Origin of the sequence: Streptomyces albus subsp. albus, assembly GCF_000719865.1 — a bacterium.
Lineage (GTDB): Bacteria > Actinomycetota > Actinomycetes > Streptomycetales > Streptomycetaceae > Streptomyces > Streptomyces albus_E.
Map to the genome: position 1 here is coordinate 98,526 of NZ_JOID01000005.1, position 17,731 is coordinate 116,256.

Annotated in this window: 14 protein-coding genes; 8 read left to right on the forward strand and 6 right to left on the reverse strand. The window is 74.6% G+C overall.

What is annotated here, in order from left to right:
• Positions 1 to 38: 38 nt before the first annotated feature.
• From IF83_RS0106040 to rsmH, 3 genes are read right to left on the reverse strand one after another with little or no spacing between them, the layout of a single operon-like run.
• The gene (locus IF83_RS0106040) at positions 39 to 2,024 is read right to left on the reverse strand and encodes a peptidoglycan D,D-transpeptidase FtsI family protein (protein WP_030542987.1); all 1,986 of its coding nucleotides are present in this window, start codon (positions 2,022 to 2,024) and stop codon (positions 39 to 41) included.
• A gap of 31 nt (positions 2,025 to 2,055) precedes the next feature.
• Positions 2,056 to 2,541 (reverse strand): cell division protein FtsL, encoded by a 486-nt coding sequence (gene ftsL / locus IF83_RS0106045; protein WP_030542988.1) that lies wholly within the window; start codon positions 2,539 to 2,541, stop codon positions 2,056 to 2,058.
• Positions 2,538 to 3,494 (reverse strand): 16S rRNA (cytosine(1402)-N(4))-methyltransferase RsmH, encoded by a 957-nt coding sequence (gene rsmH, locus IF83_RS0106050; protein WP_030542989.1) that lies wholly within the window; start codon positions 3,492 to 3,494, stop codon positions 2,538 to 2,540. The genes ftsL and rsmH overlap by 4 nt, the downstream gene beginning before the upstream one ends.
• Positions 3,495 to 3,852: 358 nt before the next feature.
• On the opposite strand from rsmH, the gene IF83_RS0106055 reads away from it, so the two are divergent.
• From IF83_RS0106055 to IF83_RS0106070, 4 genes are all read left to right on the forward strand, one after another.
• Positions 3,853 to 4,395: a beta-class carbonic anhydrase gene (locus tag IF83_RS0106055; protein ID WP_030542990.1), complete on the forward strand. Its 543-nt coding sequence runs from the start codon at positions 3,853 to 3,855 to the stop codon at positions 4,393 to 4,395.
• 256 nt (positions 4,396 to 4,651) lie between these two features.
• On the forward strand, positions 4,652 to 5,674 hold the full coding sequence (locus IF83_RS0106060; RefSeq protein WP_030542991.1) for an AAA family ATPase: 1,023 nt from the start codon (positions 4,652 to 4,654) through the stop codon (positions 5,672 to 5,674).
• Positions 5,674 to 7,032: a DUF58 domain-containing protein gene (locus tag IF83_RS0106065; protein WP_030542992.1), complete on the forward strand. Its 1,359-nt coding sequence runs from the start codon at positions 5,674 to 5,676 to the stop codon at positions 7,030 to 7,032. The genes IF83_RS0106060 and IF83_RS0106065 overlap by 1 nt, the downstream gene beginning before the upstream one ends.
• Before the next feature lie 27 nt (positions 7,033 to 7,059).
• Positions 7,060 to 9,480 carry a transglutaminase TgpA family protein gene (locus IF83_RS0106070; protein ID WP_030542993.1) on the forward strand — a complete coding sequence of 807 codons (2,421 nt, stop codon included), beginning with the start codon at positions 7,060 to 7,062 and terminating at the stop codon, positions 9,478 to 9,480.
• Between the two features lie 159 nt (positions 9,481 to 9,639).
• Here the strand turns inward: IF83_RS0106070 and IF83_RS0106075 are convergent, their stop codons facing one another.
• The 3 genes from IF83_RS0106075 to IF83_RS0106085 form a co-directional block, all read right to left on the reverse strand.
• A complete protein-coding gene (locus tag IF83_RS0106075) occupies positions 9,640 to 10,038 on the reverse strand; it encodes a DUF3040 domain-containing protein (protein ID WP_030542994.1) in 399 nt (132 codons plus the stop codon).
• 276 nt (positions 10,039 to 10,314) lie between these two features.
• Positions 10,315 to 11,094, reverse strand: coding sequence for a methyltransferase (locus tag IF83_RS0106080; protein WP_030542995.1), 780 nt, complete (start codon positions 11,092 to 11,094; stop codon positions 10,315 to 10,317).
• A gap of 84 nt (positions 11,095 to 11,178) precedes the next feature.
• Positions 11,179 to 11,721: an SAV_6107 family HEPN domain-containing protein gene (locus IF83_RS0106085; protein WP_030542996.1), complete on the reverse strand. Its 543-nt coding sequence runs from the start codon at positions 11,719 to 11,721 to the stop codon at positions 11,179 to 11,181.
• Between the two features lie 290 nt (positions 11,722 to 12,011).
• On the opposite strand from IF83_RS0106085, the gene IF83_RS0106090 reads away from it, so the two are divergent.
• From IF83_RS0106090 to IF83_RS0106105, 4 genes are all read left to right on the forward strand, one after another.
• Positions 12,012 to 12,935 (forward strand): ATP-binding cassette domain-containing protein, encoded by a 924-nt coding sequence (locus tag IF83_RS0106090; protein ID WP_030542997.1) that lies wholly within the window; start codon positions 12,012 to 12,014, stop codon positions 12,933 to 12,935.
• Positions 12,907 to 15,000, forward strand: a complete 2,094-nt coding sequence (locus IF83_RS0106095) for a YhgE/Pip family protein (protein WP_030542998.1) — start codon at positions 12,907 to 12,909, stop codon at positions 14,998 to 15,000. The genes IF83_RS0106090 and IF83_RS0106095 overlap by 29 nt, the downstream gene beginning before the upstream one ends.
• Before the next feature lie 47 nt (positions 15,001 to 15,047).
• Positions 15,048 to 15,674: a TetR/AcrR family transcriptional regulator gene (locus tag IF83_RS0106100; RefSeq protein ID WP_030542999.1), complete on the forward strand. Its 627-nt coding sequence runs from the start codon at positions 15,048 to 15,050 to the stop codon at positions 15,672 to 15,674.
• A gap of 468 nt (positions 15,675 to 16,142) precedes the next feature.
• The gene (locus IF83_RS0106105) at positions 16,143 to 17,696 is read left to right on the forward strand and encodes a phytoene desaturase family protein (protein WP_030543000.1); all 1,554 of its coding nucleotides are present in this window, start codon (positions 16,143 to 16,145) and stop codon (positions 17,694 to 17,696) included.
• Positions 17,697 to 17,731 lie beyond the last annotated feature (35 nt).

Sequence of the window (17,731 nt, forward strand, 5' to 3'; positions counted from 1 at the left end):
GCGTCGTTCCGCGTGATTCCGCCCGGTTCCGTGCGTGTTCAGCCGCGTGGCTCGAAGGTCACCGGAAGTTTCGCCGGTTCGGCGCCGGTGGGGGGCACCTTGAGGCTTTTCAGCGCGAACTCCATGACCTGCTTGTACACGGGGCCGCAGGTCTGGCCGCCGAAGTAGCTCCCCTTCGCGGGGTCCGGGTCCTGGACCGCGCAGTAGACGGTGATCCTCGGTTTGTCCGCGGGTGCGAATCCGGCGAACGAGGCGGTGTAGCCGTTGTAGCGGCCGGTGTCCGGGTCCACCCGGTTGGAGGTGCCGGTCTTACCCGCGACGCGGTAGCCGGGGATCCGCGCCTTGGTGCCCGTCCCCTCCTCGCTGCCGACGACGGACTCCAGCATCCTGGCGAGCGTCTTGGCCGTCTTCTCGCTGATGACACGAGTGGTCTCGGGCTCGGGCGCCGGGGTGAAGCGGCCGTCGGGACCGGTGGTGCCGCGGACGAGCGTGGGCTCCACGCGCAGCCCGCCGTTGGCGATGGTCGAGTAGACGGACGCGGCCTGGACGGCGTTGATCGAGAGCCCTTGACCGAAGGGGATCGTGTACTGCTGCGAAGCGTTCCAGTCCTCCGGCTTCGCCAGGATGCCCGGGGTCTCGCCGGGGTAGCCGAGGCCGGTGGGCCGGCCGATGCCGAACTTCCGCAGATAGGAGTGAAGGACCTTGTTGGCCTCCTTCTGCGTCGCACCGAGCTGTTCGACCGCGAGGATCGTGCCGAGGTTGCTGGACTTGGCGAGCACGCCGTTGAGCGTCAGGTACCAGGTGGGGTGGTCGACGTCGTCGGCGAAGAGCCGGTCGGCCCGGTGCAGCCGGTTGGGCACCGTCACATGGGTCCCCGGAGTGGCGGCGCCCTCCTCCAGGACGGCGGCCATCGACATCACCTTGCTGGTGCTGCCGGGCTCGTAGGCGTCCTGGAGGGCCGGGTTGCCGAGGTTCGTGCCGGCGGCGGAGATGTCGTTCGGGTCGAACCCGGGGGCGTTGGCCAGGGCCAGGATCTCGCCGGTCCGGGCGTCCTGTACGACGACGTAGCCGCGTTCGGCCCCCGACTTCCGGACTCGGTCGGTGATGGCCCGCTGGGCGGCCCACTGCAGATCGCGGTCGATGGTCAGCCGGACGTCGGAGCCGGGCACGGCGGGCTGCTCCCGGGCGCTCTCCGTGGGCACCCGGCGGCCGCCGGAGTGGGCGTACGTGATCTTGCCGGGCTCGCCGGCCAGCTCCTTGTCGAGCTTGGCCTCCAGGCCCCCGCCGCCCGTGCCCTCGGCGTTGACGAAGCCCAGTATCCCGGCGGCCAGTTCCCGGTTCGGGTAGACCCGCTTGCTGTGCGGCTCCTGGTAGATCCCGGCCAGCGGGTTCGGTTCGCCGCCGGAACCGGATTTCCCGGCGAAGCCGTCCTTGAGGTCCTTGATCTGCTGCCAGACCTGCGGTGACCGGCGGCGCGCCAGGACCGCGTAACGGGAATCGCCCGCGGAGAGCTTCTCCGCCAGCGTGTCCTCGTCCTCCCCGAGGATGGGCGCGAGCAGTTCGGCGGCCCGCTCGGGGGCGTCCCCGGTCTCGCTCTGCTCCGGGGTGAACAAATACGGGTCGCCGATGATGTCGTAGGCGTCGACGGTGGTGGCCAGCTCGCCGCCGGAGCGGTCGGTGATGGAGCCGCGCTCGGCCGCGATCTCATGGGTGATGTACCGGTTGACCTTGCTCTTGGCCGCGTAGGTGTCCGCCTCCACGGCCTGCACCTGGAGCAGGCGGACCACGAACGCCAGCATGACGAGGGCCAGCCCGAGGCCGACCAGCCGGAGGCGGGGCCGGGGATTGCCGAGCCGGATCGGCCGCTGCGCCGGGCGGCCGGGGCGCGGGCCGCGGCCGGGAGCGCCCGGGCCGCGGCTCCTGGTACCGCCGGACCGCGCGGCCCGGCCCGCCGGTGCCGGCCGGCGGCCGCGGGAGGCGGCGGGGCCGGGCACCCGCCGGCGCGGCTGCTGGGGATCACTCATGCGCTGGCCTTTCCGGTGCGGGGGCGGGCGGTCAGCCGCCGGAGCGGTGGGCGGGCGGCTCCGGGAGGGGCGCGTCCGCCGGCCCGGGGAGCTCGGTGAGCCCCGCGAGCCCGGAGGGACGTGCGCCGCCGGAGGGGCTCGGCGCCGGGGACGGCGGGGCGGCGGCCTCGGACGGGACGCCGCGCACCGTGCCGTCCGGGTACAGGAACGCCGGGCTTCCGCCGGGGACCATGCCGAGCTCGCGGGCGCGCTCCGCCAGCGCGTCGGGCGCCGTGAAGGCGTCGACCTCCTCCTGCAGGGCCTGCTGCTGGTCCGTCAGCTCGGTGGTCTCCTTCCTCAGCTCGCTGAGCCGGAAGGAGCCCTGGTTGAGCGAGGCGTTGAGGAGGAGCAGGCTGATCAGCCCGCCGGCGAGCAGCAGCACCACCAGAAGGACGAACGGCGTACGGGCCGCCGTGCTCTGGCCGGCCGGCATCAGCCCCGCCAGCCGGGCGGCCCTGCCGCGGAGCGCCCTCTTCACCGCCGGTCCTCCCTGATCCGCTGCGCGCCGCGCAGCCGGGCGGGCGCGGCGCGCTTGTTCTCCGCGAGCTCCTCCTCGCCGGGCAGCTCCGCGCCGCGGGTCAGGAGCTTCAGCCGCGGCTGGTACTGCTCGGGGACGACGGGCAGGCCGGGGGGCGCCGTATTGCCCGCTCCGGCGACGAACACCTGTTTGACCAGCCGGTCCTCCAGCGAGTGGTACGACAGGACGGCGATCCGGCCGCCGACGGCGAGCCGGGACACCGCGGCGGGGATCGCCCGTTCGAGGACGGACAGTTCGCCGTTGACCTCGATGCGCAGCGCCTGGAAGGTGCGCTTGGCCGGGTTCCCGCCGGTGCGCTTCGCCGCCTGCGGCAGGGCGTTCCGGATCAGCTCCACGAGCCGGGCACTGGTGGTGAAGGGCTCCTCGGCCCGGGCCCTGACGACGGCGTCCACGATCTTCCGGGCGAACTTCTCCTCGCCGTAGGTCCGCAGGATGCGGACCAGGTCGCCGGGCGGATAGGTGTTGAGGACCTCGGCCGCGCTCATACCGGTCGTCTGGTCCATCCGCATGTCGAGCGGCGCGTCCTGGGCGTAGGCGAACCCACGTTCGGCCTCGTCCAGCTGCATGGAGGAGACGCCGAGGTCGAAGAGGATGCCCTGGACGCGCGGAACGCCGAGGCGGTCCAGCACCTCGGGCAGCTCGTCGTAGACCGCGTGCACCAGCGTGGCCCGGTCCGCGTGGGGGGCGAGCCGCTCACCGGCGAGCCGCAGCGCCACCGGGTCGCGGTCGAGGGCGACGAGCCGGACGCCCGGGAAGGCCTTCAGCAGGGCCTCGCTGTGTCCGCCGAGGCCGAGGGTGCAGTCGACGGCGACGGCGCCCGGCTCCGCCAGGGCCGGGGCCAACAGGTCCAGGCACCGCTGGAGCATCACCGGGACATGTCGGGTCTCGCTCATGCGCCCTCTCAGATCGGCGCCGCCGTACACACCGCCGGGTCCCCGCCCGCTCTGCGAACCGCTGGCACCGGGGAAGGAGCGTCAGCCGACCGGGGAGCGGGAGGAGGCCGAGCCGTACGTACAGGCCGCGCACGCGGGGATTTTCGGTCCGGGGGAGCTCCGCGCCTCCCACTTCGCGTCACTTTAGTCCACTCCTCCCCGCGGTCAATCAACGGGCCTGCGCGCCGCGCGGACCGGCTCCCGGTCCTCCGGAGAGCGGTCCGCGGACGGTGTGGATCCGCTCACATCCCGCTTGTTGGGCGGCTTTGCCCCCCTCTCACAGCGGGCCACGGCCGGGCGCGCCGGATAACGTCGGAGTATGTCGACATCTACTCCCGCACCCCGTCCCGCCACCGACAGCGTCATCGACCGGCTGGTGGCCGCCAACCGGAAGTACGCCGCCGGGTTCACCGACCCGGGCATGGATGCCCGACCCGTTCAGAAGGTCGCCGTGGTGGCGTGCATGGACGCCCGGCTGGACCTGCACGCCGCCCTCGGCCTGGAACTGGGCGACGCCCACACCATCCGCAACGCCGGCGGTGTGGTCACCGATGACACCATCCGTTCCCTGACCATCAGCCAGCGCGCCCTGGGCACCCGCAGCATCGCTCTGGTCCACCACACGAACTGCGGTCTGGAGAGCATCACCGAGGAGTTCCGGCACGACCTGGAGATGGAGGTCGGCCAGCGGCCGAACTGGGCGGTGGAGGCCTTCCGGGACGTCGACCAGGACGTCCGCCAGTCGATGCAGCGGGTCCGGACCTCGCCGTTCCTTCTGGCCACCGACGACGTCCGCGGCTTCGTCTTCGACGTGACCACCGGACTGCTGCGGGAGATCGACCCCGCCGGCCCGGAGTCCTGAGCCCGGGCGGCCGCCCGGTACGCGGGGACACCCCGGGGCCACCCTGCCCGGACAGACAAGCCGGGACAGATGGCGACAAATGGCCCCGGGTTGTCCACAGGCGTGTGACGCGAAGCGGCGGGGGCGGCAAGAATGCGCAGTGTGGCACCGTCGCCGGCGAACGCCGGACGCGGTGTGCGCGTATGACGCGCGTGTGATGTGTGGCCGGCCCGCCGTGGGGGTGCGCCGGCCCGGAGAACGGGCCGAGGAGGGCTGGGTGACGACCTATGACGATCGAGCGAGCCTCACTGATCTGACCACCACCGCGGAGCGTGTGCGCCGGTCGGTGGAGAACGTGATCGAGGGCAAGCCGGAGGTCGTACGGCTCTCGCTGACCGTGCTGCTCGCCGAGGGCCATCTGCTCATCGAGGACGTACCGGGGGTCGGCAAGACCATGCTGGCGAAGGCGCTGGCACGGTCGATCGACTGCTCGGTGCGCCGCATCCAGTTCACCCCCGACCTGCTCCCCTCGGACATCACCGGGGTGAGCGTCTTCGACCAGCAGCGGCGGGACTTCGAGTTCAAGCCCGGTGCGATCTTCGCCCAGATCGTGATCGGTGACGAGATCAACCGCGCCTCGCCGAAGACCCAGTCGGCGCTGCTGGAGTCAATGGAGGAGCGGCAGGTCACCGCGGACGGGCAGACGTACGAGCTGCCCAGCCCCTTCATGGTGGTGGCCACCCAGAACCCGGTCGAGATGGAGGGCACCTACCCGCTGCCGGAGGCACAGCGGGACCGCTTCATGGCCCGGGTGTCCATCGGCTACCCGAGCGCCGAGGCCGAGCTGGAGATGCTGGACGTGCACGGCGGCGTCTCACCGCTCGACGACCTGCAGCCGGTGGCGCACGCCCACGACATCGTGAAGCTGATCGAAGCGGTCCGCACGGTGCACGTCGCGGACTCCGTCCGGCGCTACACCGTCGATCTGGTGGCGGCCACCCGCAGCCACCCCGAGCTGCGGCTGGGCGCCTCGCCGCGGGCGACGCTCCATCTGCTGCGGGCGGCGAAGGCGTCGGCGGCCCTCCACGGCCGGGACTACGCGCTGCCGGACGACGTGCAGGCCCTGGCCGTCCCGGTGCTCGCGCACCGGCTGCTGCCCACCGCCCAGGCCCAGCTGGGGCGGCGCACGTCCGAGCAGGTCGTCGCCGACATCCTCCGGCAGACCCCGGTGCCCGACCCCTCCGCGCCGCAGTGGGGCCGGACGCCGCAGGGCCGGCCGCCGGGCCTCCGGGGGCTGTGATGTCCGCCGCGCCGGGCCGGGCCTCGGCGCCCGCGGAGGACGGGGCGGACGGGGAGCACCGGGGCACGCTGCGGAGCGCGCTGGCCGGGCTCACCACCCGGGGCCGGTCCTTCCTGGCCGCCGGTTTCGCCGCGGCCGCGTGCGCGTACGTCCTCGGCCAGGACGACCTGCTGCGGGTCGGGCTGCTCCTGTCCGTCCTGCCGCTGGTGTGCGTCGCGGTGCTGTACCGCACGCGCTACCAGGTGGCGGGCAGCCGGCGGCTGGCCCCCGCGCGGGTTCCTGCCGGCTCGGAGGCGCGGGTGCGTCTGCGGGTCGACAACGTCTCCCGGCTGCCCACGGGGCTGCTGATGCTGCAGGACGGCGTGCCGTACGTCCTCGGGCCGCGCCCCCGGTTCGTCCTGGACCGGGTGGAGCCGGGCGGACGGCGTGAGGTGTCGTACCGGGTGCGTTCGGATCTGCGCGGCCGCTATCCCCTCGGGCCGCTCCAGCTGCGGCTGACCGATCCCTTCGGGATGTGCGAGCTGACCCGCGCGTTCAGCGCGCGGGACACCCTGACCGTGGTGCCGCGCACGGACCCGCTGCCGCCGGTACGGCTCTCCGGGGACACTCCCGGTTACGGCGAGGGGCGGCACCGTTCGCTCGCGCTGGCCGGCGAGGACGACGTCATCCCCCGCGGCTACCGGCACGGGGACGATCTGCGCCGGGTGCACTGGCGTTCCACCGCGCGCTACGGCGAGCTGATGGTGCGCCGGGAGGAGCAGCCGCAGCAGCCGCGCTGCACGGTGCTCCTCGACACCCGCCGTGTCGCCCACCGGGGCGCGGGGCCCGACTCCGGGTTCGAATGGGCCGTGTCCGCGGCGGCCTCCATCTCGGCACACATGCTGGAACGGGGCTTCTCGGTACGGTTGTTGACCGACACCGGTGACACGGTGCCCGGTACCGACGGCGGCGCGGGATCACCGGGCGACTTCGCGGACACGGCCGGGCTGATCCTGGACACCCTCGCGGTGGTGGACCACTCCGACGAACCGGGGCTCTCCGCCGCCTACGAGGTGCTGCGCGGCGGTCACGAGGGGCTGCTGGTGGCGCTGCTCGGCGCGCTGGACGAGGAGCAGACGGCGGTGGTGGCGCGGCTGCGGCACCGGACCGGCCGCGCCGTCGCGTTCGTCCTGGACGCCGGCGCCTGGGCGCGGGAGCCGGACGCGGACCCCGGCGGCTTCGCCGGCCGGCTGCGGCTGCTGCGCGAGGCCGGCTGGTCCGTGGTCCCGGTCGCCCCGGGCGCGTCGCTGCCCGACCTCTGGCGGATGGCCGAACGGCCGCGGGCGGGGGCGCCCGCGGGCGGCCGGGCGGAGGGTTGACATGACGCGGCGGACCGAGGAGGGGCGATGAGCGGACGCGGACGGCTGGCGGTGAGCGCGGCGCTGGCCACCCTGCTGGCGGCCTGCTCCCTGCTGCCGCTGGTGAAGGAGGCCGGGTGGCTGCTGCAAGCGGCCTTCCTGCTGGCGGCCGTGTCCGGGGCGGGTGCGCTGGCGCGCCGGGCGCCGCTGCCGCGCCCGCTCACCGTACTCGCCCAGCTGGTGGCGGCCCTCGCCCTGCTGACCTGGTCCTTCGCGCGAGGGCAGGCCGTGGCCGGACTGCTGCCGGGCCCGGACGCCTTCCGCGAGTTCGCCATGCTGCTGTCGGAGGGCGGGCAGGACGTCGGCGAGTACTCCATACCGGCGCCCGTGACGCCCGGTATCCGGCTGATGCTGGTCGGCGGCGTGCTGGCGATCGGCCTGCTGGTGGACGTGCTCGCGGTGACGTACCGGACGGCGGCCCCCGCCGGCCTGCCGCTGCTGGCCCTGTACTCCGTGGCGGCCGGGCTGGACCAGGGCGGCTCGCGCTGGCTGTGGTTCCTGCTCGCGGCGGTCGGCTATCTGCTGCTCCTGCTGGCCGAGGGCCGGGACCGGCTCTCCCAGTGGGGACGGGTCTTCAGTGGCGCGCCGCCCGCGCCCAGCAGGCTGGGTGCCGGGCTGGAGTCCGGCGGCGGCCGGGCCGCCGCCCCGCTCCGCACCGGCCGCCGGATCGGCGCGGTGACCCTGGGCATCGCGATGCTGCTGCCCGCCGTCATGCCGTCGCTGGGCGACGGGCTGCTCGACGCGCAGCGGGGCACCGCGGGCTCGGGCCCCGGCGCGGGCACGATCACCACCGTCAATCCGCTGGTGTCCCTGCAGAACAGCCTCAACCAGCCGGAGAACCGGGAGGTGCTCTCCTACCGGACCAACGCGGAGAACACCCGCGACCTCTATCTGCGGATCGTCGCCCTGGACCAGTTCGACGGTGCCTCCTGGAAATCCTCGGAACGGCCGATACGCCCGGTGCCCGACGAACTGCCGCCGCCGGCCGGACTGAGCCCGGAGATCGCCACGACCAGGGTCGACACCTCCGTCTCGGCATCCGACTCCTACCGGCAGAGCTGGCTTCCGATGCCGTATCCGGCCACCCGGGTGAAGATCGGCGGGCGCTGGAGCTTCGAGCCGGAGGGCCGCACCCTGGTCGGCAACCGCCGGCAGACCACCCGCGGGGCGGAATACCAGGTGTCGAGCCTGCTGGTGCGGCCGACCGCGGCGCAGCTCGCGGCAGCGGGCCCGCCGCCCGCGGATCTGCTGCGCGAATACACCGAGGTGCCGGACTCGCTGCCCCCGGTGGTGGCCCGCACGGCCCGTGACGTGACCCGGGGCGCCGGCACCGCGTACGAGAAGGCGGTGCGGCTGCAGGACTGGTTCGCCTCCGAGGGCGGCTTCGTCTACGACACCCAGGTGGAGGCCGGGAGCGGCAGCCAGGCCATCGCCAACTTCCTGGACCAGAAGGAGGGCTTCTGCGTCCACTTCTCGTTCTCCATGGCCGCCATGGCGCGGACCCTGGACATCCCGGCGCGGGTGGCGGTCGGCTTCACCCCCGGCACGGCGAGTGCGAACGGCGCCATGTCCGTCGGCCTCCGCGACGCGCACGCCTGGCCCGAGCTGTACTTCGAGAACATCGGCTGGGTCCGCTTCGAGCCGACGCCCTCCCGGGGGACGGTGCCCGACTACACCGTGCCGGACGCCCCGGAGAGCGGCACCACGGATCCGGAGGAGCCGGAGGCCGTCGAGTCCTCGGAGCCGTCGGCCGCTCCCTCCGACCGGGACGACTGCCCGGCGGACCAGCGTTTCCTCGGGGAGTGCGAGACGCCCCCGGCCGATGCCGGCGGTGGAGCCGGCGGTGGCGGGCTGCCGCTGCGCACGATCCTGCTCTCCGCCGGGGCCGCCGTTCTGCTGCTGGGACTGCCGCTGCTGCCCCTGCTGTGGCGGACCCGGGTGCGCGGACGCCGGCTCGCCGTGGCGGGGAAGGAGCCGCAGGACCCGGCCGAGGGGGTCCTCGCCGCCTGGCGGGAACTGATCGACTCGGCCTGGGACCACGGCTTCCCGCCCGACGACTCGCAGACTCCGCGCCGGGCCGCCGAGCGGATCGTGGCGGCCGGCGGGCTGGAGGAGCCCGCGGCCGCATCGGTGCGCCGGGTGGCCGGGGCCGTCGAGCAGGTGCTGTACGCGCCGGTGCCGCGTCCGGTGCCCGGAATCGCCGAGGACGTACGGCGGGTGCGGGCGGCCCTGCACGCCTCGGCCGGGCGGGGCGCGCGGCTGCGGGCCCGGTTCGCACCGCGCTCGGCGGTGCGGGTGGTGTGGGCCTGTTCGCGCGGGTGGTCGGCGCTGGCCGAGCGGTGGAACATCGCCTGGCGCACGGCCGCGCTGCGGGTCGCCCGGCGCGTTCCCACCCGGCAGCGGGGCTGAGGCCGGGCCCGCCGGGAAACGGGGAGGCCACGGGGGAGGCCGGGGCCGAACAGTCCGCTCGCGGGCACGACTTGAGGGGTGACCTCTCGCGAGGTCACCCCTCAAGGTGTGAGTCCGTGTGCCGGGCTCCGTCCGGCTCAGCCGCCTCCCGGCGGAGGATCAGTGTCCCGGCTCGTCGCGGCGGCGCTGCCAGCGCTCCTCGATGCGGTTCATCATGGAGCGGCGCTGCCTGCCCTGTCTGCGGCCTGCCGGGGCGCCGGCGTCGCTCGGCTGCGGCTCACCCGGCTGGGGCGCCTTGCGCCAGCTGGTGACGGCGAGCGCGGCGCACCCGAGCATGACGAGGAACCCCACCACGCTGATCCAGATCTGCTGGGCAACCATGCCCGCCATGAGAAGCGCGATACCCACCAGAAAACCCGCGACCGCCTGGTACACCCGGCGACGGGTGTACGTGCGCAGCCCGCTTCCCTCAAGCGCTGTCGCGAACTTGGGATCTTCGGCGTACAGCGCTCGCTCCATCTGCTCGAGCATGCGCTGCTCGTGCTCCGAGAGCGGCACGGAGTCCTCCTACTCGTCGGTCGCGGGAGCGACCGGGTGCGACGCTTTCAAGGATAGGCAGGGATTCGCCCCCGTGAAACCCGCTCCCCTCCGTCATTTCCCAGACGTGAGGGCACATCGGGTCAGGATCCGGGTGACTCTCCCCTGCCGGCCCGTCCGACGATGCCGACCGTGTTCCCTCGATCATACGGGGCAATGCGTCCGATTGGGTGAGGCTGTGGCCCAGAGCATGCGCCAACCGGAGCGGGACGACTCCGGACGGTATGCCGTACGGCGTCAGCCGGACTCCCGTTCACCCAGCACGTGGAGCTGGGTGGCGACGGACTGGAGGGCCGGGACCTCGGCCGCGGCCGCCTCCAGCCGGAGCAGGGCTTCCAGGGCGCCGGGCTCGCTGTCGACCAGGGCGCCGGGCACCAGGTCGGCGAAGACCCGGACGCCGTGCACCGCCTCGACGGCCAGGCCGGCGTCGGCGACGAGCGCGGTCAGCTCGTCGGGGGTGAAGCGGCGGGGCACCGGGTCCCCCTCGCCCCAGCGCCCGCGCGGATCGGCCAGGACCTGCTGCGCCTCGGCGAAGTGCCCGGCGAGCGCGCGGGCGAGCACGGCACCGCCCATCCCGGCGGCGAGCAGACTGAGCGTGCCGGACGGACGGAGCGCCGCGACGGCGTTGCGCACGCCCTCCGCCGCGTCCTCCATGTACTCCAGGACGCCGTGGCAGAGAACGGCGTCGAAGCCGCCCGGCTCGACCACCTCGAACAGGCCGTGCGCGTCGCCCTGGACTCCGCGCACGCGGTCGGCGACTCCGGCTTCGGCGGCCCGCCGCTCCAGGGCGAAGAGGGCGTTGGGGCTGGGGTCGACCACGGTGACGCGGTGGCCCTGGCGGGCTACGGGCACCGCGAAATTGCCGGTGCCGCCGCCGGTGTCGAGCACGTCGAGCACAGGGCGGGCACCGTGCCCGCCCGGGTCCGCGCTCTTCATCCGGCGGTCCAGTGCCTCCCGGAGCACATCCCAGACCACGGCGGTGCGGAGAGAGGCTCGGGGGCGCATCGGGTCGGACACGGCGGGTGACTCCTCGGCGCGGGACCGCCGGGGGTCGGCGGTCGCAGTCGGTGCAGGCGCCCTCCACCCTATTGCCTCTCCCGCTCAGCTCGCGTCGGGCTCCGCCTCCGGCCGGGGCTCGGGGTGACGGGCCTGCGGAAGCACCGGCTGGAGCACCAGCATCCGCTCCACGATGCGGAGGAACATCCCGGCGTCGCGCAGCAGATCGTCGGCGTCGCGGCTGCCCGCCGCGTCGCGTATGCCCGCCTCGGCGCGGGCCCGGCGGGCGGCTCCGGAGGCGAACAGCATGCTCCACTCGGTCAGTTCGGGAGCCACCTCGGGCAGTACCTCCCACGCGCTGCGGATGCGCTGCCGGCGGCGCGGGGTGCTCTCGGGCCGGCCGCGGACCGCGAGCACGGCCGCGGCGGTCCGCAGGGCGGCGAGGTGTGCGGTGGCGTACCGCTCGTTCGGCTCCCGGAGTCCGGCGGCTTCGTCCAGTCCGGCACGGGCCTGGGAAAGCAGGCCCAGAGCTTCGGGCGGTGCGCCGGCCCGGCGCACCACGGGGTGAACGTCGGCCGGGGAGCCGGCGTGTGCGGGGGTGGTCCGGTTGCTGCGGCGTCGGCGCGCTGCGGCGGACGTGGTCGCCATGACGAACCTCCTGTCGTCGCGGAACGGCTGTAGGGGCCGTATGTGCATATCGTCGGGCACACCACTGACAATCCGTCCTGACCTGCGATTTTCCCTCTTTCCGGCCGCTTACCGGGCCGTCCCTGCCCGCGGACTCCCCGGCCCGCGCGAGACGGGGACCCCCGGCCGCGGGCCACCGGCCCGCGACCGATAGTTTTTGCACTGACCAGTCAGTTCAAGAAATGACGCCGTGATCGTTCCGCGTCGCCCCCGGGCGACCGCGGCACGGAAACGGGAGAGGGGACACGAGGGTGACGGACACCACCCCGGCGGGAGCGGCGGTCACGGCCACGGGTTTCGGCCTGCGGGGCCCCCGCGGCTGGGCCTTCCGCGACATCGCCGTCACGGCGGAACCCGGAGCGCTCATCGCCGTCGAGGGACCGTCGGGCACGGGCCGCACCTGTCTGCTGCTCGCCCTCACCGGGCGGATGCGGGCCCACGCCGGACAGGCGGAGGTCGCCGGCCTCCGGCTGCCGACCGGCCGCGGGGCCCGGCGGGGGCACATGGCCGCCGTACGGCGGATCAGCGCCCTGGGCCCGGTCCCGGGCGTCTCCGAACTCGAGCCGTCCCTGACGGTCGCCGAGCACCTGCGCGAACGCGCCCTGATGGAACGCCGGTTCGGCGCCCCGCCCCGCGAGCTGCTGCGCCCGCGCGCAGCACGGGCGGCGGACCTGCGGCAACGGGTCGAGAGGGCGCTGGATGGCGCCGGGCTGGCGCCCGAGACCCTGCCCAAGGGCTCCCGTACGACGGTGCGGGATCTGGAGCGGCTGGAGTCGCTGCGGCTGTCGGTCGCGCTCGCGCTGATCGGCCGGCCGCGGCTGCTGGCCGTCGACGACACCGATCTCAAGCTGCACGGCGAGGAACGGGCCGCCGTATGGGACCTGCTGGCCGGGGTGGCCGCCGCGGGGACGACCGTCCTCGCCGTGTGCAGCCAGGCTCCGCCCGGCTCCGTCGTCGTCCGCACCACGGCCACGGACACGGCCGGGGACACGGCCGGGGACACGGCCGGGGACGACGCGGCCGCCGGGCCTCCGGACACCCGCGCGGACTCCGGGAACGGAACGGCGGGCAGGCCGGCGGACGGGTCCGCGGAGGAAACGACGGACGGGCCGACCGGCGCACCAACGGACGGGAAGGGGACGGCGGATGCGTTCGCCACGACTCGCCGCGCTTGAGCTGCGGCGCTTCGGCCGGGGCCGGATGCCGCGGGCGGCACTCGTCGCCCTGCTCCTGCTGCCGCTGCTCTACGGAGCGCTCTACCTCTGGTCGTTCTGGGACCCGTACGGCCGGCTCGACAAGGTCCCGGCCGCCCTGGTCAACGCCGACCGCGGCGCCACCGTCGCGGGTGAGCGGCTCGCCGCGGGAGACAGGATCGCCGACGGCCTCCGCGACAGTCACACGTTCGAGTGGCACGAGGTCAGTGCCGCCGAGGCCCGTGCGGGGGTGGAGAGCGGCCGCTACTACCTCTCGCTGTCCGTACCGGAGGACTTCAGCGAGCGCCTCGCCTCCGGCTCCGGCGGCCGGCGCCCGGTGAGCGGCGCGCTCCGGGTGCGCACCAACGACGCCAACAACTACGTCGTCGGGCAGATCTCCCGGACCGTCTTCGCGGAGGTGCGCTCCGCCGCTTCGGCGGACACCGCCCGCTCCTACCTGGACAAGATCTTCCTCTCCTTCTCCGACATCCACGGAGCCACCGAGAAGGCCGCCAAGGGCGCCGACAAGGTGGACAAGGGGGTGGGCAGGGCACACCGGGGCGCCACGGATCTCGCGGACGGCCTGACCAGGGCCGAGAAGGGCAGCGGCGACCTCAGGACCGGCCTGCGGAAGCTCCACGACGGCTCCCGCCGCCTGGACTCCGGCGCCGCCGGCGTGGCCGAGGGCACCGGGAAGCTCGCCGCCGAGGCGGAACGGATGGGCCGTCTCGTCCCCTTCCTCAAGGAGCACGGGGACGAGATCGGGCGCACCGCCGGCCTGGTCGCCGACACCGCCGGGACCGTCCGCGGCCATCTCGGTGACCTCCCCTCCCCCACGACCTCGGCCGAGCTGGCCCGGGAGAGCCGCGAGGCCGCGGACTTCCTCGCGGCCGACCACAAGGAGCGCTGCGAGCCGGCCCCGGCGCCGGGCGACGACGCCTGCCCGCGGCTGGAGAAGGCCGCCGAGGCGGCCGGCAAGGCCGCGGACGCCGCGGAGACCGTCGAGTCCCTGGTGCGCGGCGAGAACGGCGAACTGGACCGGCTGGACCGCGACCTGGCCTCCGTGCAGCGGTACGCCCGGACCCTGGAGCGGAAGGCCCCGCTGCTCTGGAAGGACGTCGACACCGCCGTCAAGGGGATCGAGAAGCTGGACGCGGGCGCGAAGAAGGTCGCCCGGGGCGCGCACTCCCTGCACACCGGTCTGACCACCGTCAAGAAGGGCTCGGAGAGCCTCGACCGCGGCATCGGGAAGCTCTCCGAGGGCGCGGACGATCTGGACGGCGGTCTGTTCCGGCTGGCGGACGGATCGGAGAAGCTGGCCGGCGGCCTCCACGACGGCGCGCGGAAGATCCCGGACTACGACCGCGACGAGCGCGACGCGCGAACGGAGGTCATGGCCGATCCGGTCCAGCTCGCCAACCGCTCGCTGCACACGGCGCCGAACTACGGCACGGGCTTCGCCCCGTACTTCATCCCGCTCTCCCTCTGGGTGGGTGCCATGGTCGCGTACATGCTGATCCAGCCGCTCAACCGGCGCGCCCTGGCCACGGGCGCCTCCTCCTGGCGCATCGCGGTGGCCGGCTGGCTGCCCGTCGCCGCCCTGGGAGTACTGCAGACGGCGGCCCTGATGTCCGTACTCCACTGGGGACTCGGGCTGCGGATGGCGCGGGCGGCGGGCACCATCGGCTTCCTGCTGCTGGTCACCGCCTGCTTCGCGGCCGTCGTCCAGTGGCTGAACGCGCGCTTCGGTCCGGCCGGCCGCATCCTCGTGCTGGCGCTGCTCATGCTTCAGCTCACCTCCGCGGGCGGCACCTACCCCGTCCAGACCAGCCCCGGGTTCTTCAACGCCGTCCACCCCTTCCTGCCGATGACCCATGTCGTCGAGGGGCTGCGCCGGCTGATCACCGGCGGCGGGCTGGAACCGGTCTGGCAGGGCACCGCCGTACTCGCCGCGTACACCCTGGGCGCGCTGGCGCTCACCGCCTGGTCGGCCCGGCGCCGCCAGGTGTGGACGGTGGACCGGCTGCACCCGGAGCTGAGCCTGTGAGCTCCGACCAGTCGGTAGACCGCCCGGTAACCAGGAGAATCACCGGTATGGAGAGCACGAGCACCCGCCGCCGGGCCACCCGCACCAAGCTCTACGAGGCGGCCGTCACGCTCATCGCGGAGCAGGGCTTCTCGGCCACCACGGTGGAGGAGATCGCCGAGCGCGCCGGGGTGGCCAAGGGCACCGTCTACTACAACTTCGCCAGCAAGAGCGAACTGTTCGAGGAACTGCTCCGGCACGGGGTGGGGATGCTCACCGCCTCGCTCCAGCGGGCCGCAGACGAGACCGCGCGGCGCGGCGGCAGCCGGGTGGACGCGCTGGACGCCATGGTCCGCGCCGGGCTGGCCTTCATCGACCGCTACCCGGCCTTCACCCAGCTCTACGTGGCCGAGCTGTGGCGCACCAACCGGGCCTGGCAGGACACCCTGCTGGTGCTGCGGCAGCAGGCGGTCGCGGTCGTGGAGACGGTGATCCGGGAGGCCGTGGAGCGCGGCGAGGTGAGCCGGGAGGTCGATGTCCAGCTGACGGCGGCGGCCCTGGTCGGGATGGTGCTGGTGGCGGCGCTGGACTGGAAGGCGTTCCAGCAGGAGCGGACCCTCGACGACGTCCACGCCGCGCTGTCCCGGCTGCTGCAGGGGCGGGTCGGCGGAGAGCGGTGCGCGCCGCGCGAGTGAGCGGCTCGCGCGCGCGGCGCGGGGCGCGGCGCGCCCGGGTGCCGGCGGGCGTGAGCGCGTGAAAAGGCGCTGCCCTGGCGTGGTGCGATCCCCCGTCGTACCCCGCCAGGACAGCGTTCCCCCGTGCCCCCGTGCCCGGGGTCTCCCCGTGTTCCGGGGCCTCCCCGTGCCGCCCGGACGAGCTCCCCCGTGGTGCTCCTCCGGGCCGTTCCGGGGTGCCGCGCCGTTCCGCCGCCCCGTGCCGGCGGTGCCGGCGGGCTCCCCTCGCGCCCCTCACTCTTCCGTTCGCGGCCGTCCCGTCCCATCCGCGCGGCTACTCATCCGCCGTCTGGGTACAGATACTCAGACCACGCGCCGGATACTCACGGCCGGGTACGGCGGCACCTCCGCAACCCGGCGAAGGCCCCGGCCGGGCGGGCGGACGGGGCACCGGCACGGCCGTCGGTCCCCCCGGCTAAGGTCTCGCCCATGGCACGGATTGCGGTGATCGGCGCCGGCACGGGCGCGATGGCGGCGGCCGCCCGGCTGGCCGTGGCAGGCCACCGGGTGGCGGTGTACGAGCGCGCGGAGACGTACGGCGGCGCCCTCCGCCGCTTCGAGCGCGACGGGTTCGGACTCGACACCGGCCCCGGGCTGCTCCATCTGCCCGCCGTCTTCCGCGACTTGTTCCTCAAGACCGGCAAGGAGCCGCTGGAGTCGTGCGTCGGGCTGAGCCAGGTCGACCCGGCGAGCCGGCATCTCTTCGCGGACGGTACGGACCTCTCCCTGCCGGGCGCCTCCCGGGCCGGTGTGATCCGGGCTCTCGACACGGCGCTCGGCGCCGGCGCCGGTGAGCGCTGGAGCGAGCTGCTGGGCCGCGCCCGGGAGACCTGGGAGGTCACCCGGCGCCCGCTGCTGGAGGAGCCCCTGCCGCGCGAACGGGCGGCCTCCCTGGAGCGCGATCCGTACCCTGCGCGGGCCGGCCGGGGGCTGCTCGGCCTGCGGCGGGCGCGGCCGCCCCGCAGCCTCGCCGAGCTGGCCCGGCGCGAGCTGCGCGATCCGCGGCTGGCCGCCCTCCTGGAGAGCCACGCCCTGGCCTACGGCTTCGACCCGCGGACCGTGCCCGCGAGCGCGGCCGTGCTGCCGTATGTGGAGCACACCTTCGGCAGCTGGTACGTACGCGGCGGAATGCGGGCCCTCGCGGAGGCCCTGTACGAGCGCTGCCGCGCGCGGGGCGTGGAGTTCACCTTCGGCGCGGAGGTGACGGGCGTGTCCGTGCGGGACGGGCGGGCGGCCGGCCTGGAGATACGGAACGGCGGCCCGGTGGAGGCCGACGCCGTGGTCTCCGGCGTCGACGCCCGGCTGCTGTACGGCGGGCTGCTGCCGCCGGAGGCGGGCGCGCCGCCCTCGCCGCCGCCGGCCACCTCCTCGCCCGGTTACGGCCGGTTCAGCCTGCTGCTGGCGCTGCGTGGCCCGCGCCCGGACGGGACGGCCCACCGCACGGTGCTGCACGCCGCCGATCCGGCGGCCGAACGGGCCGGTCTGGACGGAGACTTCGGCGGCCTCTGCGACCGGCCGACGGTGACGGTGCTGCGCCCCGGCGATCCCGGGCTGCTCCCGGACGACGGCCATGAGACCGCGGTGCTGTCCGTGACCGTCCCGCCGCACGCCTCCGGGGAGGGCGCGGCGGGGGGCACGCTGGACTGGACCGCCGGGGACCGGGCCGAGCGGTTCGCCGACGCCGTCCTGGCCGCCGCCGGCAAGGCCGGGCTCGATCTGGAGAGCCGGATGCTGTGGCGGGAGATCCGGACCCCGGCCGACACGGAGCGCGAGACGGGGGCGCCCGGGGGCTCGGTGCCGGGCCCCGCGCTGGCGGGCGCCGGCGGGGCGTTCCTGCGCGCCGGCAACCGCGCCGCTGTCGGCGGGCTGTACCTGGTGGGCGGTTCCGCTCATCCCGGCGGCGGGCTCGCCCACACCGGTATGTCGGGCGCCCTGGCCGCGGGCCTGATCGTGAACGGCGACGACTGGCGCGGCTCGCAGTAGGCCGCGCCGGCGGCGCGGCGGAGCCGGGCCGGGTT